Here is a 21,521-nt window from a genome sequence, read left to right on the forward strand (position 1 = left end):
AAACGTGTTTAAGGGGTGGGGAATATGGATAAAATAGTAGAAAATGAAGAGATAAAACCTATAGAGATTATTCCAGGGGCACCAGTTGAGGGTGAAAATTTCTTTGGACGTAAAAAAGAGTTAGAAATTTTAAAGGACACTTTGTTAAAACCAGGGGTTAGTGTTTTAATACCTGGACCTAGACGATGGGGTAAATCAAGTTATGTAAGGGAGTGTATGAGAAGATATGAATCAGAATTAACTGCTATTTATATTGACTTACATAGAGTACATTCTCTTAAAGAGTTTTATGACTTGATTATGAAACAAAAAGAACATAGTAGTATAGAATTTTTTTCTATGAAAGTTGAAGATCTATTTAAAAACATCATTAATAAAGGATCAGAAATAATTAACAAGGTATCTATTTGTGAAGCAGAAATTTCAATAGGCAGATTATCTGATAAAAGCAACCATGATATGATGGAAAATTTAATGAGCATATTAATAAAACTTCGCGACAAAAATATTATATTAATCCTAGATGAAATTTCAGATTTTGTTATGGATATTCAAAATAAATATGGTAAAAATGACGCCATAGAGTTTTTAAGATGGTTAAGAACTTTAAGAAATCATCAGAAAATTCAAATGGTTATAACGGGGTCCATAAGCATTAAGTCAGTGTTAAGGGAACTTCAGGTTCAGGACCTTATAAACGATATGAAGGAGATAGAATTAAAGCCATTAAATAAGAAAGATAGTCAGCTGTTTTTTAAATGTTTATTAAAAAGTAAGGAAATAGAGATAAAAGGGGACGCTTTAAAGTTTTGTGAAGAAAAATTGATCAAAGAAGCTCATTACTTTATACAACTATTTGCAGACTGTATTGTTGAAAATTGTAGTACAGGTCAGATAATTGAAGAGGCCGAGGAGATAAAAGAGATTTACCATGAGCTTACAAGTAAAACAAGTGAGGCCCTTGAAGATTATCATTCAAGGCTAATGGAACATTTTAATGCTACAGATGGTGACTGTGCAAAAATTATATTAGCACATCTATATGCTGCTGTACTTGATTTTGAGGATATATATGCACTTACTGGCGCTAGGCTTCAAACGAAACAAAAGCTTTTAGATTTGTTAATCAGGCTTGAAGAGGAAGGTTATATTATTAATGATGATGATAAGTACACTTTTATATCAAGGATTTTAGCAGATTACTGGCATAAGCATTTCAGATATGATAAAGGAGAGGATATCTGTGTATAAATTTGATCCGCACATGAAGGATGCAAATGATTTAAAAAGTACTTTTATTAGTGGAAAAAAATATTTAGAAGATTTAATGGGAGATTTAAAACCTAAAAGCAATAAGTTAACATCTCAAAGCTTTCTTGTTGTTGGTCCAAGAGGAAGTGGTAAATCTCATTTTATGAAAATGATGTATTATAGTATAAAAGAAAATGAGATTTTGAGGGAAAATTATATACCTATCATATTCTCAGAAGATTTATATGTAACTTCTATGTATCATTTCTTGAGGGATGGCATTTTAAGAATATTCAATGAAATTAATGATAGCAAAATCTTTGGGGAGAAAGACGATACGTATCAGCAACTTAAAAAACTTGAAAAAGGCTTTAAAGAAATAAACAAACCATTAGTAAGGACATCTAAATCAGAGCAACTTATAGAAAGGTCAGATCAGCAGAAAAAGTTTTTTGTTATTATTAGAGAAATATATAAAATAACCAATTGCAAAATTGTTTTTATTGTAGAAAACCTTCAAGATTTATTAGGTACTAAATTTGCAGCTGAAGATTTAAAAACCTTAAGGGCATTTTTAATAGAGAGCTCAAGTCCATTACTTTTAATAGGTAGTGCTGTTACACTATTTGATAAAGTTCAAAAGTATGGAGAGCCTTTCTATAATTTCTTTAAAATAAGAAGATTGGATGGACTAACTGATGACGAAGTTTTTGAACTTCTTAGAAATGAGTGTTTAATAAGGAATAAAAACAATCCAGATAATTGCATTAATTTAGATGACCGTATAGAAAAATCTAAAAGTCAAATAAAATTATATAATATTATGACCAATGGAAGTCCAAGACTAATTCTATTTTTATACGACTTAATACTAGAAAATGAAAATTTAGGAGTTACTAATATATTATCTCAAATTACAGAGTTAACACCATATTTCAAATCAGAAATGGATAGTTTAAGTGGTACAAAGCAAATGATACTCTCTACCCTTTGCACCGGTAATCCAGCTCAAACAGTTTCAGAGATATCATCACATCTCAATGAGCCAGTAGGTATAGTTAATGAAAATATTAAACGACTTGTAGATGATGGAATGATAAGAGTATTAGAAATGGAACCTAATAAAGAGATTAAAAAAAGTGAGAAGTTTTATATTGTATCAGATTATTATTTTCGTATATGGTTTCAAGTAAGGCAGGCTACATGCAGAGAAGATGGCATAAGGTGGATATCAGAGCTTGCGGTTCTAATATTTAGTGAGAATGACTTAAAGGAAAAGATAGATAATTCTAATGAAGAGTTTAAGCCTCTTTATGAAAAAGCATTATTACTTAAGCAAGATGAATTTCATAATAAAAATTTATTAGCGCTTATTAATAATAATGATAGGCATAATGATATAACTGATGAAATATCAAAATTATTTGATGAAGAAAATTGGGAAGAGGTAATAGTTAAAACTTCAAATGAATTAGAACTAAAAAATCATGATTCTGCATTTGTTTTGTATTTTGGAAGAGCCTGTGCATATTCATATATTGGTAAATATAAAGAATCAGAAAAAGATTTTATGGAATTAATAGCATTAGAACCAGATGATTCTGATACATTAGCTAAATTACTTATTGAGTTATCAACTGTTTATTGCAAAATGGGTAGATATAGTATAGCTATAGAAACCATAACTAAAGCTATAGATATTAATAAAAACGATGTAAATGCCTTTGTTAGATTAGTAGATATTTACTTTAAGTCAAAGGATTATGAAAGATGTATAGTAGCTTGCGATGAAGCTATAAAATTAGGTAGAAATGATGGTTATATATATATGATTATAGCATTGTGTTATTTTTCATTAGAAAAATATGAAGACTCAATAAAATGCTGTGAAAAAATATTAAAAGATAAAAAGTATGAATGTAGATTCCATACAATAATTGGTATAAATTATCGTGAATTAAAAGAATATAATAAATCATTGATATATTTAAAAAAAGCCCTTGGATTAAGTCCGTCTTTATCTGGACAAAAGTCAATATATAAGGGTATCATATCAAATTTAATTGCACTGAAGGAGTATGAAGAAGCTGTTCTTTACGGAGAGGAGGCAGTAAAAAAACAATGTGCTGATGAATCTATTTACTTTGGAATTGGAACTTCATACAAAAAATTAAAAAACTTTGATAAATCATATTACTATTTAAATTTATATATATCTTGTAAAGAAAAATATTCTGCAAAAGATATACGTGTATTAAATACTATAAAAAATATGGCCACTAATATTTTCAATGAAAAAGATGCAGTAGCCACATTAATAAATGCGTCATCAACGCTAAATGAAAAAATAGAAGCGATTACCAATCTTATAAGCTTAAACAAATTCAATGGTATAGAAATTATATTTGCAAGTATATTAGAGGAATTAAAGGTATTAAAACCACAGGAAGAACTTAAACAATTATATTTTTATTTTCTAGGAGAAACTATATTGCGTTTAAATAATCAATCACCAGAAAAAGACTTCTTAATATGCTCACGGTACTTCCTGGATATTTTATCTTTGCTTTATTCTGATGAAAACAAAACAAATGAGAAGATAATGGAATTTATTATTTGTTATGCTTCCAGCAATGAAAAAGAAAAAATAAATAGTGAAGGGTTAAAGAAAATATTTAATCAATGGGAAGAAATTCATGGAACTTCAATACCTGAGATTATCATAGCGTTATTTGATGCTTTAGAAAATCCAAAATCGAGAATAGCTCAAGTATGGAGTGCAGATCCTTTGTTTAACAAAGTCCTTAAAATGTTAACCAAATAATTTATAGTTTTTATTTAGTTAGTAGAATGGTATATTCTCATTGTTTCTATTATGATTATAGTGATTACAGTTAAACATTACTGAAAATTTCATAGAACTCTTAATATAAAAAACAAAACACGGGTTTTTACGCTCGTGTTTTGTTTTTTATATTGGTGATTATATTTGTTTAGCATAAAAACTTAGAATTCGAATTAAATATACAAGGGGTCTCGCCAACATTTCTCTGAATCACACCAACAGGAAATATTGACGAGTTATCCCATTATAAATTAAGTTTTCTTAAATTATCTGTCTCAAACTGTACATTGACATCAAAAGAATATTCACCTAGGAAGTTGATATGTTCCCAGTTAAGAGGAGATATATGTTTTAATAGTGTTTCATCGGTTTCAGAATTTTCCTTAACATAATGATTCCAAGATTTTGTAAGATATTTTGTATTCCAAATTACTATTGCATTTAAAATAATATTTAAACAACTTGATTTTTGAAATTGCGCTTGAAATTCATGTTCCCAAAACTTAATGAACCTTAGATATAATTGAAAGGTTATCTATATAGGATGAGGCAACGATTTGTGTAAGAGCATTCACAAGAAAATATTATTAAGGGAATGTGGGAATCAATCATTTCAAGAGGAATAACTGTTTGATTAATACACCAAATGTTATACTTACACTCTATAACCAAATTTATATATTTATAGTACGGTATAGAAGGATCTGGTTTATCATATATTATTGAAAATTGTTGCACTTAGTTTTTTAATATATATGTTTCAATAATATTTGTACAATTACTTTACGTTCTGAACGAACATTTATCAGTAATTTAAATGTAGTTTTAAAGTTGAAACATATATATAAAGATTGTTTTAATATTTAGTCAAATATCTTATGTTATAATTAATGATAAAAACTGAATGAAAGGTGATATGAATGAAATTTTCGACTAATGCAGAAAAGCTTAAGTCAACAAGAATGTACTTGAAAATGAAGCAAGGAGATTTAGTAGATGAGAACCTTACTAGAGGACTTATTAGTATGATTGAAATAGGACAAAGAGAAATAAGCTCCAATGTTGCTTCAAAACTTGTTGAAAGATTTCAACAAAGGGCTAAGGAACTTGATATTGAATTAAAAATAGATGCTGCCTTTTTGTTACGTTCTCCAAGTGAAGATGCTGAGTTATACTGTTTAAAAAAACTTAAAGAAGTAAATAACGATAAAGAAATTAAAGAAGTCCTTGAAATAGCTGATAAATTTGATTTATCAAAGATTAAAGCTATGGGCTATAGTAGCTTAGGTGAGTATTACTTTAATAAAAAAGATTATGATGAAGCTTTTTTTAATTATAATAATTCTATCGATATTTTTAAAAACATTAATCAAAGTGAAACAATACCTTATCTTTATTTGAATATCGCACTTTGCAAAGCTATGCTACTACAATATACAGAAGCATTGTCCTTTTTTTATCTATCTGAGCGTTATTCAATAATGTATAAGGATAAATTAATAGAAAAAAGAGCTAAGTATAATATAGCTAAATGCTATATTAAATTAAATAAAATAGACTTAGCTTTAGAAACTATTAGAAAATTTTTAACCTTATTTAGCAAAGAAGAAGATTTTGAAAAATATATTAATATAAATATTCTTAAGGCAAATTGTTATGAGGTTAAGAAAGAATTTAATACTGCTATCGATATATATGATTCACTACTAAGTAAAAACATAAATTGTAATAATCCAATACTCGGATATATTTATAATAATTTAGGATTAGCATATTTAAATAAAGATGATTTTAATAATAGTTTGGAGTATTTTGATAAGGCTGAGCAACTTAGAATTAGGATTGATCCAGATAATCTTTGTCATACTATCATAGAAAAATCGGGTATCTTTATTAAGAAAGGTCTTTATAATGACGCTATAACATTAATAGAAAAAGGGTTGGAAAAAGCTTACTCTATTATGGATTATGAGTGCTTAATAAAAGGCAATTACGAACTTATATATATATATGAACTACTAAACGATTATTCAAACTTAAAAAGGGTTTATTTAAACATTGTTTACTTTTTAAAGATATTAAATAAATATAGTGAATTAGTTTCAGTATATAATAAATTATCTATCCTATTCTTAGACCAAAATAATATTGAGGAAACTAAAAAATATTTAACAATGTCACTAGAAATAAGTAGTAAATGTTGCGTTTCGCATGTATAATATATACATACACAGGAGGTGAATGCAATATGAGAAATAAATTGGTAAAACCGTTAAGTTTATGTATTGCTTGTTTAACATTAACTTTACTATTAACCGTAATTACAGAAAAAATCAATTCCAAACCATTAATATCAACTCAAGTAGATATTATCATAAGTCCTTGTCAGGATGGTCCATGGGGTTAGTACATAGATTGAATAATCTTATATAAATCAGATGAACACTATCGTAATTAAGTTGAACTAATAAAAAAGATCTAAGGATTACTTTGTACCCTTAGATCTTTTTTATTAGTTTAATTGCAAAATTGAGTTATACAAAAACATACTAAAATCATATGTTTTAGATGCAATATTAACAGGAGTTAACTAGTAGATTGAAACAGGAGCAGCTGAATCATAATAAGGACATAGGAAAATATCAATTAAAATATAAAATGCTATTGGAAGAATTGGAGAAGGATGGAAGTATTCCAAAGGCTAAAAATGTTAATGAAGTGGTTGAAAATAATAAATAAATTTATGGCAATTGTTTGGTAGATATGCATTTGTAGACATACTTCTCTACCTTTTTAATCTGATTGAATTGATTTTTGATATCAATTCAAATCAACGTAGGGTATAAATTTATTTATGCTTATAACTAATTCATCATTATAACTTATATTATATGTGGAATTGATTGGCCATGAATTTTATATAGATAAATATAAAACATAATAGCGACTAAAAAAAATAGGAATATTGGTACTAATATATACTCTTTTAATAATACTTTTCAATGGGTTAAATGTAACTTAAAAATTGAAACGTATATACGCTAAACAATTATCCCAAATTACTCTGCAGATAAACTTCCTTCTTCTGATCCTCCGTTATCCCTATATATCTTAATGTTTGACTCTTGGATGAGTGATTAAATATATCCATTAGAAGCTCCAGAGAAGTTCCATTATTATATGCATGATATCCAAAGGTTTTTCTCATGGTATGGGTTCCGATTTCACCTGATATTATATTACCTTTTATATCTCTTTGAACTATCCCGATCATTTCAGCAGCATAGTTTAAAATATACCAGGCATGCTGGCGAGATATTGGTTTGTTTTCATACTTCTTACTTTTGAAAACATATGTATCTTGGTTTATATTCTGAATCTCTGCTATATATATTTCAATTAATTTTTTTACTATAGGGCCGATGTAAAACTTTTTTGTTTTTGAAGTTTTCTTTTCTGTTATAACTACGTATTCTTTAATATTCATAGTATTAAAGTTGATAAGATCTTCAAATGTTAATTTTAAAATATCACTTATTCTAAGTCCTACATTTATTCCTAATATAAAAAGAAGTTCATTTCTAGTACTTTGACCTCTTAAATATGTTCTCATAATCTTTATAATCTTTATGTCTCTTATAGGTTCAACTGCCTTCATTTGTTTCCACCTTTCGTTAATTGTTTAACAATAAGTTAATCCATACACAATATTGGTAAATATAGTCGAATATTCAAAATAATATGTAATTATTTTATATTATTCTGTCACAATTTAAACATTATACATTATATATTACACAAGTTTATAATAATAATCAATATGTCAGATTAAAAAAATATGGGTATTTACATAAATATACAACACCAGTATTTAAGCCATTCTTAATCTGACACAAGGTGCTTGTGTCAGATTGGAAAAGTACCACTTAGAGATTATTACAATTACAATATATGTCATTACAAAATTTGTAATAATTATTAGCAGGCTGTTTTTTACCCATTGTTATTTTTTATACATTGCCTTTAATTATATTAAAAAAGTTATTTAACAACTATTGTAAAATATGTATAATAGATATATAAAATAAAAGGGTGGTGTTTATTCTGGAGAGTTTAGTTGAAAAAGCAAAGAACGGAGACAGAGGATCCCTTATGAATATTATTGAAAGATATAAGTTTTTGATAATCAGGTTAGCTGGTCAGTATCACATACCCTCCTACGAATTTGATGATCTGGTCCAGCAGGGTTATCTTTCTGTTATAAAAGCAGTAAGTCTTTATAACCTGGGCAGCAATACTTTTGATGGATACTGTATACATTCTATTAGAACTAATTTCAAAGCATTGTTAAAGGGAAAAATTAAACACTATCGAGAAGTTCCAAACTCGGAGCCTATAGGACCAAATGTATCGGACCCTTATAGTTTTACCTTAGAAGATGAAATTATTGCATATGACGAAGCTAAGAGGTTATATGCAGCCCTGGAAAAACTAGCTCCTCTTGAAAGGGCAGTTGTAGAAAGATTCTACCTTATCCAGGATAGTTTAAAGGAAATAGCCTGCGAAGGTGAGTATAGTTATTATGACTATATGAAGATTAAAAATAAGGCACTGGAGAAGCTTAAAAAATATATTTAGAAAACTTATAGAAAACAACTAGAAAAGGCATATATATTAGTTATGACGGTGAGGGGAGGAATGTTTCATGTATGATGCATTTATCAAACTGGTTAATACAGTTGGCTTCCCTATAGGTGTGAGTGTGTTTTTGCTGGTTCGATTTGAAAAGAAAATTGAGGATCTCAATAAGTCTATCTCTGAGTTAACAGCAGCTATATCCACCGTTATAGGAAAATCTGAGAAATAGGGGTACCTGATTAGGTATCCTTATTTTTTATAGATTGTTTAAAGCTATTCACATCAAAGTTTTTCACTTTTAAAAGTGAGTTTACATTATAATTACTCATTTTGAGTTTATAATATATTTAGAGGTGATTTAAAATGTATGGTATATATAACATTTATAATAATAACAACTTACTTTATGTTGGAAAGACAAATAATTTTCATACAAGATTAAGAAATCACATGGCGCTACAGCCATGGAAAAATGAAATAACTCATATTGCAATTGCTGAATGTAAAAACAAAATAGATATGGATATCTATGAAATATATTATATTAATAAATTGAACCCTAAATATAATAAAGCCATTGTTTATAATGAGTCACCTACATTTGAGATTAAGGAATTAAGTTTCAAAAAGTTTGAATTAACAAAATTTCTTGATATCGGTAAGCCTAAAGAATCAGAAGTTAAACGATCTATTGGTGTTAACGAAAAACGTAAATATGAAATAGAAGAACTGTTAAAAGAATCTATCGAAATAAATCAAGGTGATAAGGTAGATTTTTTAAATTCATCAAAAGCTTTATATCATTGGAGTAATTCATCAAAAACAGAACTTAATTTTTTTCAGATAAAAGGTAATAATATATTTTTCAGAGGACTTTTAGAAGATATTAAAAAAGGACAATGTGAATTAATAGATAATGAATATAATTTTATTTTTAATGATAGAGAGGATATGTTCACCAATTCTGAACGATATAATTTTAGTTTGGAAATAAATACTTATATTATTAGTCCAAAAAGGATTAGCAAAGGTTTTTGCTATGCTAACTTGATTTCAGGAATAAGTTTAGATAAAAAAACCAAAGACATTATTTTGTATGTTAATAAGCACATACTAGATAAATACTTTTGTGACTATTTTATATATTAAGGTATAAATCATTAATAAGAGTTAAAGAATGATATTATTATTTACAGGGTTTGGAATAAATTAACATCACATAAGCAGTTTAGAGAAGGCAAAGGCGTAGTTCATTAACTATACCTTTTTTGTTTTTATTTTTATTTTCAAAAAATCCGCAAAAACTTTTAGAAGAGCATATATATTCAGTGAAAAGAAAAAAAGAAAGGAGTGATTCATTATGGCAGTAGAATCTACAAAGGTAGCAAGTGCATTAAAGCTTACTATGAAAGTAGGAGTTGACGAAAAAGGCAAGGATAAGGTGGCTACAAAAACACTAAGTAATTTAAAGGTTACTGCATTGGATGAAGATATTTTCGCTGTAGGCGAAGCAATATCTAACATTAAAACATATCCATTGGTTGGACTAAGCAAAGAAGATCAGTACAGCTTATCTAAATCATAGTCTACTACATTTGAGCTAAATAATTAAAAGGAGGAAAAATTATATGCATAAATTAGTTATGAGATTTTTGACATCTGTAGAAGGTAAATATTTTACTTTAACTGTAGATGACATCAAAGCAAATGAAACCGGAGCAACTATAACAGAAGCCGAAGTTAATACTCTTATGAATTTAGTCATTGCAAAGAATATTTTTGAATCAATTAATGGTAACTTAACCGGCAAGAAAGATGCTAAGACAGTTTATACTGATACTAATAATATTGAAGTAGCATAGTGAAAATATTCCACTAAGGAGATCTTGGTGGAATATTTTTTTATTTAAAATAGAAAGGTGAGTAAATGACCGTTAAAACAACAACAGTTGTTGTATAGTAATAGTATAGTAACAGTATAGTATGTATAGTAGGGGTGCTTCAACGTAACTGATACCAAGGGCTACAGCCGACAAAAGGTGAGTAAATGACTGTAGAAAGGTGAGAGATTGACCGTTTAGGGGTGAGTAAATGACTGTAGTGAGGTGAGAGATTGACCGTTAAAAGGTGAGAAAATGACCGTTGTTTTTAAGGTGAATTAAGTGTTTGCATTTCACCTTGTTGTTTGGTAAAATATTGTTATTAGAGTTGCATTGGGGGATACATATGAATAAAAAGGGTGAACTGATAGCAGTAAGGCCTGAAAAGGTTATAGAGGCTAGATTTGCTTTAACATCACGTCAAAATGATATTTTAGATATGCTTTTTACTCAAATTCAGGATGATGATAACGTAGAATACAGTATTGATATTAATAAATATAAAATGCTATATAATATTAAAGATAAAAACAATATTTACGGTGACTTAAAGAAAGCAGTAAAATCCTTTGAGGGTAAAGGATTTTTAATAGTAGATAAAGAAAGAAGTGAAGAAATATATTATCCATGGTTCTCTAAAATACATTATAAAAATAGAGAAGGAAAAATTGTACTGAAAATTGATAGTGAACTTAAAAATATGTTTCTTGAAGTTAAAAAAAGAATTTATTATCATATCAAGTACACATTAAATTTTAATTGTATTTATAGTAAAAGATTTTATTATTATTTAAAAAGCTTTGAAGATACTGGTTGGAGAATAGACAACCTTGATGCTCTTAGAGAAAAACTTCAATGTCCTAAGAGTTATAAAAAATACTCTGACTTTAGGCGATTTGCATTAGAGCCAGCATATGAAGAGATAAATAGTAATTCGGATATTAGTTTTAAATATGAGGAAGTTAAGACTGGAAATAAAGTTACCGCTCTTAGATTTTCAATTAAGTCAGCAAGAAGCGCGGAGATAGCTATAGGTATTGATGATGATTCAGATATTATAGCTGTGCAAAACATATTCACAAATGATATTACGCCACTAGAGGCAAGAAAAATTTTAGATGTTGCAAGTGGGGACATGAAGCTTATAAAAGAAAAATATAAAATTGCAAGTAGCCAAGGTAAAATAAATAATATTGTAGGCTGGGTAATTAAAGCTATTAAAGATAATTATTTAATACAAACAAAGCAATCTACATTTAATGACTATGATCAAAGAACCTATGATTTTGAGGATTTAGAGAAAAAGCTTTTAGGGTGGGATTGCGAGTCGTTAGCAGAATAAAAACAAGGGTAGATATTATATATATCTTATCCTTGTTTTTTTATTTAAGAAGATTCTCGAGTAGAAGCCTCACCGCTTCACTCTTAGTTATATTGCTTGCAGTGCAGAAGCTCTCTAAGGATTTAGATAGTTCCTCACTTATTCTTATATGAATTAATTCACTTTTAGAGTTTTCAGTTTTTTTTCTTCCACGGGCCATAATATCACCTCTTAATATTTGTGTGTTACATAAAATAAGCTTATAGATAGTTAAGTTAACAACATTTCAGAAGGAAAGCATCCTAGGTATATAAATTGAAGGTTCATGCCATAATAAATAATTAATTTCAGCCTAAGAATAGGAAGTTATAATTTCTATCTGACACAGATGTATATAATAAATTAACATTAAAGCCTGGAATAAGATGATTTAATTATGTAACACAGTAATAGTATAAAGGATTTTTACAGATATTACCATAAATTCAAGAGAGTAAATATTGCCAGGTATCCTTGCCTACAATTCCATTCGCTGCTAATTTGTTATTTTTCTGATAGGCCTTAACAAGGCGGGCAGTTTCATTTCCATAAATTCCATCGATAGCGCTTCCAGTTCTCCATTGGATGTATCTTATAGCTGTTTTATAGATTGTACTATTAAGGCTACATAGTGGCTTTTCCATAATGCTTTTAATTTCAGATAATATCTCTGGTCCACATATGCCATACATAGAAAGGTTAAGTATATCCTGGAGCTTTTTAATTGCGCTGATGGTTAGTGGACCACTTACTCCATCAATAACTAAGTCATTATTATTTATGTCTCTTATTTTCATAAGGTTTAAGCACTTTTGTAGATATTTAATATCTTCTGCCGATGTATTTTTAGAGATTTCAGATTTAGGAGCAGCATCATAAATGTAAAGCTTATTTTCTTCAATTATGGCTATAAGTTTTTTAGGGTACTCATGGTCAGTGCAATAACCCGATGTATAAACGTTTTGGCAGGCCTCTTTGTAGTTTTTAGATGTTATTACAGATTTGTACCTACTAAATCTTAAAAGCTTTCCATGGTCTAGTAAGCTAGCATCTAAGGAGCCATACTTTCTAAATTTGCATACCATGGGGGTTTTGACTCCATTAATAAATTCATGGGTGTTAAGTTCTTGAACTTCATAGCCGCAGCCTGTTGTCCATTTGATGCCAAAGATATTATTACCTTTAACATGCTGTAGCCAGCCGGTCTCTAAAATGGCTTGAGCGATGGTGAGTGAAGGGAGAATGTTGTATTTTTTATAGGATAGTAAGGCTCCAGGGATTAGGGATTTTATTATTTGGGTTTTGTTCATGGGATGATTCCTCCTTTGGGGTTTTAACTTATATATATGGAGGAAGAGGGAGGTTTTTTAGATTTGGAGGGGATTATTTTATTTAGGGTAGGGAATGTTATTAAGACAATCAATCTTAGAGTAGTTGTGATCGTAATAGATATATTCGTGAATATTTTCTGATTGTGAAATTAAGAGAAGTGTTGGAGATACCTTTTTACAAATTGTTATTCTTAATGTTTATATTAAGTAATGTAGTATATACAGTATTGACCCTTATTAATATAGATTTGATTTCTTTAAATAGGCATAAATCAATTCCATTATGCAGACTGACATAGATATAGTTTTATTTGGCTTAGCAGTCTCACTGAATCATTTTCCGGTATTAAAACTCCTGTATCAACAGGTAAAACTAGTTGATAAAAGTTGCAATTATTGTTATAATTCTTATGTGTAATTTTGTAATAAATCATATATAAATTATATACGAAAAGCGGATTCCTCGGAATCCGTTTTTTATTTTAAAATAAAAAAGACTATCTCAAAATAGAAAGTAATTTCTATTTTGAGACGGCCCCTTTACTTATTAAATATGATATTCTGTGCTTATGGTTTTTCCTAATAGTGGTGGATCTTCATTGTTAGGGGTAGCTAATCCTAGAATAAATAAAAACATAGTTACCGTAAGCGTTATGCATAAGTTCTTAAAATATTTTTTATTCATATTATAGTCCTCCATTTCTAGCATTTGAAAATTATAACAAATATGTTATTGATATTTATTATATATTTTGTGACAGTTTTAAGTATTCATAAGCTTTATTATAGTTATTTCTTTCAAAATTAAACTCCATTAGATTCATGTATATTTTCAGTAAACTATTATTATCTTTTTTATCTTTCAAAATACTAATAATATTATTATAGTTTTCCTCAACATTACCGAAATCCTCATTTAACGTATATATATTAACTAAAAGATAATATGCTCTTAGTAAATATTCATTATCATTGTATATGTTAGCCATATCAATACCGAGATTTATAAGCATAATTGCTTCATCATATAGTTTTTGTTTTATATAGACTTCAGATTTATCTATAAGCGTGTGCGATAAATTAATCTTATCTACTTTACTTCTTATTCTTTGCGATTTATTAAAATAATTTAAGCTCTCAATATGCTCATCTTTTTTAAGATAAAGTGAGCCTAAATTATTATAGACATACGCCTTTGAATGAGCTGTTATTTCAGGAATTTTCAGGAGTAGTTCATTATATATCAGAATAGCATCATCAATATTTCCCATTTCATCTAAACAATTTGCTTTCAAGCTCTGTGCATAAATATAATCATCAGCTCTTTCACTCTGATTACATTCAGATATAAATGCATCTATATATGGAATTGCTTCATCATATCTTTTTAGTTTTTTATAACATTTTGCAATATTATATGTAGAATGATTAGTCGTAACTTTATCATCATATATCCTTGAATAATAAAGTGCTCTATTAAAGTACATAGCTGAATCACTATATTCAAGCATTGAAAATTTACACATTCCAAGTCTATTATATAGGTATGATATATAATTTATATTAGTAGAGTTTTTAAAAAGGTCTACAGAAACACTATAATTTAAAAATGCATTATGGTAGTCTCGATTATTGTAGTTGGTGTCTGCTAAAGTCTTATATATTTCAGCCTCTACTTCTTCTAATTCATATCTTCTAGTTATATCAATAAGTTCTATAGATTTTTCCTTATTTATTTGTTCTTCTAAATTACCCAAGCAATAATTTCTTGCCTCTTCTATTGGAGTCATCATTAAATAATTTGCATCAATATCAAGGTCTATACCTAATTGTCCTGCTTTTTTTTTGAATTTTACAAGTATTTTTGATGCTGTATCAAACCCTAAATTTCTTTTGTTATTTTCAAGCATGCTATAGTAACTACTTGTCATATCATCGTCCTGAAAATCCTGCTGTTTCATATTTAATTGTATTCTTAATTTTTTTAATCTCTGTGCTGAATTAGAAAATTCCACATATACCAACCTCTTCTACCTATATTAGTCTTTTTATTGCTTCTTTTACTTTTTATTTAGTATAACAAATATAAAAACAAAAATAAACATATATTTGTTTTTATACCTTCACATATAAATATGTTTATTAAAAAATATATTTAAAATAGTTATTTATACTTACAAGTTACTCTAATTAAGTATGATTTTATGAACTATCGATATTAACATAGGCTTATTTCATTTAAATAAATAAATAAATAAAATTTAATAAAAGTTGCGTAAATCATAAAATAAAAACCAAATAAATATCAACAGATTAATGTTTATTTTGTTTAAATGATTATTTTTTTGTATTTATTACAAGGACCTTATGTAAAAGTAACAAATAAAATATAAGATTGTTATAATTTGAAAGGAGTTTTTATTTTTATGTAGAATATATTATTTAGAAATAAAATAAATGGTTAATTAACCATCTAAAGGAGATTATTATGAAGAAAAAATTATTAACATTATTAACGTGTGGTATGTTAACTTTAGGTTCACTTACTACAGTAGCTCATGCACAATCAAATAAGAGTAATTTAAGTTTTAACGGTGATACTATAATGCATTTAGATGCAATGGGTTCGATGCTACAATATGATAAATCTCAACTCAAAGATAAGGTAGTTGAATCTAAAATGATAATTAAAGATGTTTCTTATGAGTTTCCAAACACTACTATAGAAGGTGAAATAGACTATTTGAAAAGTAAAGAATCAACCCCTTTTAAATTGGAAGGTAACTTTGAAAATAGAGGTATAGACGAAGATAAAATCATCATTGGTGATTTGGTTGATGAATATAATAATTTTGAAGTAATTAATTGCAGTATCTCTAAGCCACTTAAAACTTCAAACTTATTTGATAAAGAAAAACTAAAAACTAAAAATTCTATTGATTCTATATTAACAATATACTTACTTGAAAAATCAACTAGAAATTATACTTCTATAGAAATTATTAACCCAAGCTTTTTTAATAGTAATGAATTATTTAATAAAATAGATTCTTTAGAAAAAGCTGATACAGAAGATATACTTTGGCACTCAAAATTATTAAAAGTACCTGGTAATATAGATTCAATTGAAAATCAACCAAGTAAAATCAACACATTGATGGCAAGCTATGCTCAGCAGAAAGAGGAGATTATTACTTATACAAATGATTATACTTATTCAGGTAAACAGTATAGAGAAAAACTAGATGTATCATTTCAATTAACCTTTGATACACCACTTCAGAGTACTGGATGGGGCTCATCAAGAATACAAGTTTTATCAAAAAAGACTGAATATCTTGATGGATCAGGTAGCTTTTATAATGACTGTAGTTTATCTATAGGTAGAACTAAAGATACAACATTAAAAGTAGCATTAGGTGGTAATAATTATGAAGGATTTGTTTCTTCTAAAATAGATGGTTCCGCATATGAACCTTGGTTCGTTGATGTATCATGTGATGTTTCATATGGTATATCAGTACCAAATACACCATTAAATTTTACATTAACACTTACACCTGGCGGCAATATAGATATTGATGAAAATTTCACAAGTTATTATAATAGTGTGTCTACAAACAAATTCACAAAATTGAGTTCAAATGTATTCGCACAAAAATTTGAATTGAGAGATATTGATCATCATTTCGTAACTAATTTTGCAGTAACCGACTTTGATAGTGCAGTTCACACTGGTAACCAAATTGGTTCTCAATATATATTTAATGTTTATTGCAATTCTAATGGTATTTCAAGAAGTTATGCTAGAAATTTATCTATATCCTTTAATGAGCAGTAACCTTTGAAATTTGATTTTTCCAAATATAATATTTCATGTAAAGTAACTTATTAGATAATAAGAAAACAGTAGCATATATTCATATATACTACTGTTTTTTCTATAATAAATGTTTAAAAATAGAATTGTTACTTAATACTTTTGATGTTTTAATATATGCTATAACTTCTTTATTTAATTTAGTATAATCAACCTTATTAATCCTATTAGATTTGTAATCTTCATTATGAACTTTTAATACTTCAGAGAATTCCATTAATTCTTTTGTTAATTGTTCAAAATCTTCTTTACTTACATATCCATCACCAGTTTGAGTTGTAACTCCAACTCCTTTTATTTCACGAGCATAAATATCTAGAATTGTTTTTATTTTGTCAAAATATAATCTAGCTTCATCATTACTAATCATAGTCTTCGAAACTTTACTATAAGAGTTAATTATATTGTTTAGATATATTGATATTTCAAAGCAATGATAATAGTTTTGGGATAAATTTTCATAATCTAGTCTTTTAATTTTTAATAAGTTTGTAGCCTGATCAAGATATACAGTATTCAGACCTAGCTCATTTTTAACAAAAGCATTTAAATACTTTTTATTTGAAATATAATTGTTAAATAATAAAAAATTTAAAATTGTAGATAAAATAAGAATATATAGTACTATATTTTTCTTTGAAAACTTAATTTTCATACTTTAATAAAACCTCCATTCTAAATTTATTTAGGGAAAATTAGTTTAACTCTGGATCTATTCGCATTGATTCATAAAAAGGATAATAACAATTATAGTATCTTTAATTAGTACTTATCTAAAAGTTAATTTTCCTAAAATAACTTTTGCTAAATTAAATAGTTAAGCAAGCAAATAATGTAAGTTTATTATCTATATAATAACATGTTATTAATAATAATTAAATAAAGAAAAAAGAAACAAATAAATAAGTGATATATAACTTATTTAAAATCATTATAGTTATGTTTTATATGACAAATCTTTTCTATATTGAAATTAACTAAACTGGTACATTTAATAATTACTATAGTAATACTACCAGCTTAAGTTTATCTAAATGTTATTAGCAAGGATATATCTCTAGTTATCCCCTATGAAGTTGTGGAAGCAGGCTCAGGCTAGCGCCCTCGCAAAGACCCCATAGCCATCAACCTAACAAAACCATTAAATGTAAATGATCCAACATTTCAATTTACCAACCTATATGGGGTCTAGCCAACATTTCTCTGAATAACACCAACAGCAATAAAAACAACTTTAAATCAAGCAATATCAACACTTCTACAATTCTAATATATATTTGTTTTAATCTTAAACCAAATAACTCTACGCAAAGGTAGGACTTTACGTAGAGTTAAAAACCCTATGAAATTGCGTTTGTAAAGTATAAAGTACATATACCTTTATGTAGATGTTTTAAGGTTCCTACTAGTGTGATTCAGACTTATGTTGGCGAGACCCCTATTGGAACAATTAGTATAAAAAAATATAATACATATTGCTAATGGTATAAGTTTTTTAAAATTATCTAATTTTAGTAAATGAAAAAGAAACTTTAGACAACCTTACTCACTGTTTACAAGTCAAATAATCTATTAAGATACCGTAACATCACCTTTTCTATTAAGTCTCCTCAGCAGTCAGTAAACTAGTCTAAAGTAAATAAATCACCCAACCCTCAATGGCGTCAGGGAAATTCTCTGGGGTCTTTTTCCGGGTATTCCTCACAAGGAGTCGCAGTCAAAGGCATGTCCACATTTGAAATTCTCCTTCATCCTTCATCCCTCATTCTTCATACGAATTTCAAATGTGATACAAGCTCTTTCACTGCTCCTGGTTCAAAAGGAAGATTTGGACAATCTTACTCACTGCTCAAAGGTAAAGTAATCTATTTAGGTACAGCACATATATCTTTCTATTTAATCTCATCAGCAGTCAGTAAACTTGTCCAAAGCAAAAAAATAACTCCCCCTTCCCCCAGGGGTAACAAGTGCTACTGCAATGCAGCAGCACTTGTTTTCTTCTTTCCTTTATCAATATTAAAGAAATCAACATGTTTGCAGGTACTGTGGTATTAGTTATATTTTAAAGTTAAGTAGTTACTTATAAATATTTAATCTGGCATTTTTATTAGATAATATATTAAATCATCACCTGCGATGCTGCAATATTAACAACTTTGGAAGCAGATTTAGACTGCTACCAAAGTAATTATTCTAGGCTGGGCAACTTCCACTTATAGAAGATGGCAGACTTGAAGCTTCCAAAATGTTGTTAAAGTAAGTTTAGATTTAGTTTTTAATAATGAAGAATTTACTTTGGGATTACTTCTAGTATACTGATTTTCCATAGGATAACCGGTTTTTATTGTTTGGGAAATAAAGACAGTGTAGTAGTTGTTTTGAGTGTTTAAGTTTCATGCAGCAGCTAACGGTTTTCTCATAAAATAGCTGCTCTTAGGTTTTGACTAATGATTTAGTTTTAGATTCGCTATTTTAATGAAAACTCGAGCTTTATTATGTGCATAGTCGTAGGTTTTTACCATAAGTGGTCTTGCTAGGGGAGGACGCTGGGGTCCTCGGGAGGTCTAAGTACGCATATATAGTTTAAGCAAATAGTCGAATCTAAAAACGCACATCGCCGGTGGACAAGCCCAGGGCTAGTCCACCTTGAACAAGTTGTGATGAACCTACAACTTGCACAAGGTGGCTGGGTCTTAAAATATACGTACGTAGCATTTCATATATGCTGCACATTCTACAAATGTTAGTTGGTAGGGTCATTCCTCACGGGGCCTGTGGAACGTCGCAAACCATAAGCTTAACTGACATTGAAACGATCAGTTAAGCTAAAGTTTTCGACATTCCATATCGGGGTGGGGCTCTGGAGTCTTTTGTAATGCGTAAGTTTCATATATGTATTAAGTTTTATATTTTATTGAATTTGAATCTTCTCTAGCGCCCTCGCCTATCGGGTCGGACAAGTAAATGTTTATGATATTTCATATGAAGATAGATCAATACTTTTTTATAATAAGGGAAGTTTAGTTATTTTTATCAACGGCAAGTATAAATTTTATAATTAATAACCGCGCCCTTCACTACGCTTCGGGCAATGGCTAACAAACTAACACGAAGCAGTATACTCTATAAACACAGGGTTTATGAGGTGTTGATGAGTAACTATAAATAAACACTATTTAATAGTATTAATTTAGCAACTACAAAACAACACCTAAGTAACACTAATAAAATACTATAAAAAATTAAATTTCAAATTTAAAAAATATAATAAGAATACATAATGTTTTAATTCTAAATTTTATGATATCATTGTGAGTAATTATAAAGTGTTTATAAGGTGTTACATATAGGGAGGGGTAGGACTGTGAGCAAATCCAAAAAATTAGATTTACCTATTGAAAAATTAATAGAAATAGCAAAGGCTCTTAATAAAAATATTATAGCCAATAAAAGCAGGGGTAAAGAAGAGAAAGTTTCAACAGATAAATTTATAAAAGATAGGTTTGATATAAATAGAAAAGATTATATAGAAACAACTAAGGGTACAGGTATAGGATATAATAAGTCTACTTTCTTATATGATATTATTGAAATAAAAGAGGAAAAAGATCAGATAACACTTATTAAAAATAAAGATGTTGAGCAACTGTTACCAATTAATTATCAAGAAACATTTATTGATAAACTACAAAGTAGCACTAAAGTAACACCGGTTGAAGAGCATAGCAATAACACTACAATGGTACTTAAAACAGAAGTAGTAGATGCAGTTAAAGCTACTATAAAAATGGAGTATCCTGAAATTGAAGATATGATTAAATGGTATAGGACTCAGAAAGCTGATGAAAATATAATAGAAGTTCCAGAAGTAGATCTTAATAATTCCATGCTTAAAGGTGAAGTTATAAGCAGAAGTATTAAAACTTATAAAGCTGCACTTGATGAATTCGTTGAATTCTGTAAGAGTAGAAAAGAAACACAGAAGGATCTTATAGCACTTGCTTTAGTAGAATTTGTAAATAAATACAAAAGATAATTTCATAAGAAATAAAAAACATGGCTAGATATTATAAAAACTTGAAATATTAGGCAATACATAGTAATATTAAAACAGATAAAATTACAATAAACAAAATAAAATTACAAATATTTACATATAAAAAATAATCAGGTTTTATATATATCCAAAAAATAAAACAACTCTTGAATGTACAAAGTTTGGAAGACTTCATTCAAGAGTTTCATAAAACCGGATATATTCCCCAAATAGGAGAATTTCTTCTACAAATAAGAGAATTATATCTTTTAAATATTATATTTAGTTTAATATAGTTAT

Annotated in this window: 20 protein-coding genes; 13 read left to right on the forward strand and 7 right to left on the reverse strand. The window is 28.0% G+C overall.

Going from position 1 to position 21,521, the window contains the following annotated elements; genetic code table 11:
- Nucleotides 1-24: 24 nt before the first annotated feature.
- Both LGK97_RS06550 and LGK97_RS19930 read left to right on the forward strand, forming a co-directional pair.
- Nucleotides 25-1,251, forward strand: a complete 1,227-nt coding sequence (locus LGK97_RS06550; RefSeq protein WP_226258955.1) for an ATP-binding protein — start codon at nt 25-27, stop codon at nt 1,249-1,251.
- Complete coding sequence (locus LGK97_RS19930; RefSeq protein ID WP_226258956.1) at nt 1,244-4,075, forward strand: CDC27 family protein; 2,832 nt, start codon at nt 1,244-1,246, stop codon at nt 4,073-4,075. The genes LGK97_RS06550 and LGK97_RS19930 overlap by 8 nt, the downstream gene beginning before the upstream one ends.
- A 265-nt stretch (nt 4,076-4,340) precedes the next feature.
- Here the strand turns inward: LGK97_RS19930 and LGK97_RS20035 are convergent, their stop codons facing one another.
- Complete coding sequence (locus LGK97_RS20035; RefSeq protein WP_413228423.1) at nt 4,341-4,631, reverse strand: Tn3 family transposase; 291 nt, start codon at nt 4,629-4,631, stop codon at nt 4,341-4,343.
- 385 nt (nt 4,632-5,016) lie between these two features.
- On the opposite strand from LGK97_RS20035, the gene LGK97_RS06565 reads away from it, so the two are divergent.
- The 3 genes from LGK97_RS06565 to LGK97_RS06575 all read left to right on the forward strand — a co-directional run bounded on the left by LGK97_RS06565 (nt 5,017) and on the right by LGK97_RS06575 (nt 6,835).
- Complete coding sequence (locus LGK97_RS06565; protein ID WP_226258957.1) at nt 5,017-6,315, forward strand: tetratricopeptide repeat protein; 1,299 nt, start codon at nt 5,017-5,019, stop codon at nt 6,313-6,315.
- A gap of 29 nt (nt 6,316-6,344) precedes the next feature.
- The gene (locus LGK97_RS06570; RefSeq protein WP_226258958.1) at nt 6,345-6,503 is read left to right on the forward strand and encodes a hypothetical protein; all 159 of its coding nucleotides are present in this window, start codon (nt 6,345-6,347) and stop codon (nt 6,501-6,503) included.
- Nucleotides 6,504-6,694: 191 nt separating this feature from the next.
- Complete coding sequence (locus LGK97_RS06575) at nt 6,695-6,835, forward strand: hypothetical protein (protein WP_226258959.1); 141 nt, start codon at nt 6,695-6,697, stop codon at nt 6,833-6,835.
- 310 nt (nt 6,836-7,145) lie between these two features.
- Here the strand turns inward: LGK97_RS06575 and LGK97_RS06580 are convergent, their stop codons facing one another.
- Complete coding sequence (locus LGK97_RS06580; protein ID WP_226258960.1) at nt 7,146-7,754, reverse strand: tyrosine-type recombinase/integrase; 609 nt, start codon at nt 7,752-7,754, stop codon at nt 7,146-7,148.
- Nucleotides 7,755-8,248: 494 nt separating this feature from the next.
- Between LGK97_RS06580 and LGK97_RS06585 the strand changes: the two genes are divergently transcribed.
- The 6 genes from LGK97_RS06585 to LGK97_RS06610 all read left to right on the forward strand — a co-directional run bounded on the left by LGK97_RS06585 (nt 8,249) and on the right by LGK97_RS06610 (nt 11,956).
- On the forward strand, nt 8,249-8,734 hold the full coding sequence (locus LGK97_RS06585) for a sigma-70 family RNA polymerase sigma factor (RefSeq protein WP_226258961.1): 486 nt from the start codon (nt 8,249-8,251) through the stop codon (nt 8,732-8,734).
- A gap of 67 nt (nt 8,735-8,801) precedes the next feature.
- A complete protein-coding gene (locus tag LGK97_RS06590; RefSeq protein ID WP_226258962.1) occupies nt 8,802-8,963 on the forward strand; it encodes a YvrJ family protein in 162 nt (53 codons plus the stop codon).
- A gap of 134 nt (nt 8,964-9,097) precedes the next feature.
- The gene (locus LGK97_RS06595) at nt 9,098-9,883 is read left to right on the forward strand and encodes a GIY-YIG nuclease family protein (protein WP_226258963.1); all 786 of its coding nucleotides are present in this window, start codon (nt 9,098-9,100) and stop codon (nt 9,881-9,883) included.
- Nucleotides 9,884-10,094: 211 nt separating this feature from the next.
- Nucleotides 10,095-10,319, forward strand: a complete 225-nt coding sequence (locus LGK97_RS06600; protein ID WP_226258964.1) for a DUF1659 domain-containing protein — start codon at nt 10,095-10,097, stop codon at nt 10,317-10,319.
- Nucleotides 10,320-10,362: 43 nt separating this feature from the next.
- On the forward strand, nt 10,363-10,596 hold the full coding sequence (locus LGK97_RS06605) for a DUF2922 domain-containing protein (RefSeq protein ID WP_226258965.1): 234 nt from the start codon (nt 10,363-10,365) through the stop codon (nt 10,594-10,596).
- 364 nt (nt 10,597-10,960) lie between these two features.
- Nucleotides 10,961-11,956 (forward strand): replication initiation protein, encoded by a 996-nt coding sequence (locus LGK97_RS06610; protein WP_226258966.1) that lies wholly within the window; start codon nt 10,961-10,963, stop codon nt 11,954-11,956.
- Nucleotides 11,957-11,996: 40 nt separating this feature from the next.
- Here LGK97_RS06610 and LGK97_RS06615 read toward each other — a convergent pair whose 3' ends face one another.
- From LGK97_RS06615 to LGK97_RS06630, 4 genes are all read right to left on the reverse strand, one after another.
- On the reverse strand, nt 11,997-12,155 hold the full coding sequence (locus tag LGK97_RS06615) for a CopG family transcriptional regulator (RefSeq protein WP_226258967.1): 159 nt from the start codon (nt 12,153-12,155) through the stop codon (nt 11,997-11,999).
- Nucleotides 12,156-12,420: 265 nt separating this feature from the next.
- A complete protein-coding gene (locus tag LGK97_RS06620; RefSeq protein WP_226258968.1) occupies nt 12,421-13,284 on the reverse strand; it encodes a glucosaminidase domain-containing protein in 864 nt (287 codons plus the stop codon).
- A 568-nt stretch (nt 13,285-13,852) separates the two neighbouring features.
- Nucleotides 13,853-13,990 (reverse strand): hypothetical protein, encoded by a 138-nt coding sequence (locus tag LGK97_RS06625; protein ID WP_226258969.1) that lies wholly within the window; start codon nt 13,988-13,990, stop codon nt 13,853-13,855.
- A 58-nt stretch (nt 13,991-14,048) separates the two neighbouring features.
- Nucleotides 14,049-15,320, reverse strand: a complete 1,272-nt coding sequence (locus LGK97_RS06630) for a tetratricopeptide repeat protein (RefSeq protein ID WP_226258970.1) — start codon at nt 15,318-15,320, stop codon at nt 14,049-14,051.
- 473 nt (nt 15,321-15,793) lie between these two features.
- Here LGK97_RS06630 and LGK97_RS06635 point away from each other — a divergent pair, with 473 nt between their 5' ends.
- Entirely contained in the window at nt 15,794-17,146 is a 1,353-nt protein-coding gene (locus LGK97_RS06635; RefSeq protein WP_226258971.1) for a hypothetical protein, read from the forward strand.
- Between the two features lie 100 nt (nt 17,147-17,246).
- On the opposite strand, the gene LGK97_RS06640 is transcribed toward LGK97_RS06635, so the two are convergent.
- Nucleotides 17,247-17,840, reverse strand: coding sequence for a hypothetical protein (locus LGK97_RS06640; protein WP_226258972.1), 594 nt, complete (start codon nt 17,838-17,840; stop codon nt 17,247-17,249).
- Between the two features lie 2,709 nt (nt 17,841-20,549).
- Between LGK97_RS06640 and LGK97_RS06645 the strand changes: the two genes are divergently transcribed.
- Nucleotides 20,550-21,221: a hypothetical protein gene (locus LGK97_RS06645; RefSeq protein WP_226258973.1), complete on the forward strand. Its 672-nt coding sequence runs from the start codon at nt 20,550-20,552 to the stop codon at nt 21,219-21,221.
- Nucleotides 21,222-21,521: the final 300 nt, after the last annotated feature.

It is taken from the genome of Clostridium sp. CS001 (assembly GCF_020443565.1).
Lineage (GTDB): Bacteria > Bacillota > Clostridia > Clostridiales > Clostridiaceae > Clostridium_AD.

Bases quoted from the DNA above. Each gene is read 5' to 3' on its own strand.
- LGK97_RS06550 (WP_226258955.1), top strand. From the start codon at position 25: ATGGATAAAATAGTAGAAAATGAAGAGATAAAACCTATAGAGATTATT.
- LGK97_RS06565 (WP_226258957.1), top strand. From the start codon at position 5,017: ATGAAATTTTCGACTAATGCAGAAAAGCTTAAGTCAACAAGAATGTAC.
- LGK97_RS06570 (WP_226258958.1), top strand. From the start codon at position 6,345: ATGAGAAATAAATTGGTAAAACCGTTAAGTTTATGTATTGCTTGTTTA.
- LGK97_RS06580 (WP_226258960.1), bottom strand. From the start codon at position 7,754: ATGAAGGCAGTTGAACCTATAAGAGACATAAAGATTATAAAGATTATG.
- LGK97_RS06585 (WP_226258961.1), top strand. From the start codon at position 8,249: ATGAATATTATTGAAAGATATAAGTTTTTGATAATCAGGTTAGCTGGT.
- LGK97_RS06590 (WP_226258962.1), top strand. From the start codon at position 8,802: ATGTATGATGCATTTATCAAACTGGTTAATACAGTTGGCTTCCCTATA.
- LGK97_RS06595 (WP_226258963.1), top strand. From the start codon at position 9,098: ATGTATGGTATATATAACATTTATAATAATAACAACTTACTTTATGTT.
- LGK97_RS06600 (WP_226258964.1), top strand. From the start codon at position 10,095: ATGGCAGTAGAATCTACAAAGGTAGCAAGTGCATTAAAGCTTACTATG.
- LGK97_RS06605 (WP_226258965.1), top strand. From the start codon at position 10,363: ATGCATAAATTAGTTATGAGATTTTTGACATCTGTAGAAGGTAAATAT.
- LGK97_RS06610 (WP_226258966.1), top strand. From the start codon at position 10,961: ATGAATAAAAAGGGTGAACTGATAGCAGTAAGGCCTGAAAAGGTTATA.
- LGK97_RS06615 (WP_226258967.1), bottom strand. From the start codon at position 12,155: ATGGCCCGTGGAAGAAAAAAAACTGAAAACTCTAAAAGTGAATTAATT.
- LGK97_RS06620 (WP_226258968.1), bottom strand. From the start codon at position 13,284: ATGAACAAAACCCAAATAATAAAATCCCTAATCCCTGGAGCCTTACTA.
- LGK97_RS06625 (WP_226258969.1), bottom strand. From the start codon at position 13,990: ATGAATAAAAAATATTTTAAGAACTTATGCATAACGCTTACGGTAACT.
- LGK97_RS06635 (WP_226258971.1), top strand. From the start codon at position 15,794: ATGAAGAAAAAATTATTAACATTATTAACGTGTGGTATGTTAACTTTA.
- LGK97_RS06640 (WP_226258972.1), bottom strand. From the start codon at position 17,840: ATGAAAATTAAGTTTTCAAAGAAAAATATAGTACTATATATTCTTATT.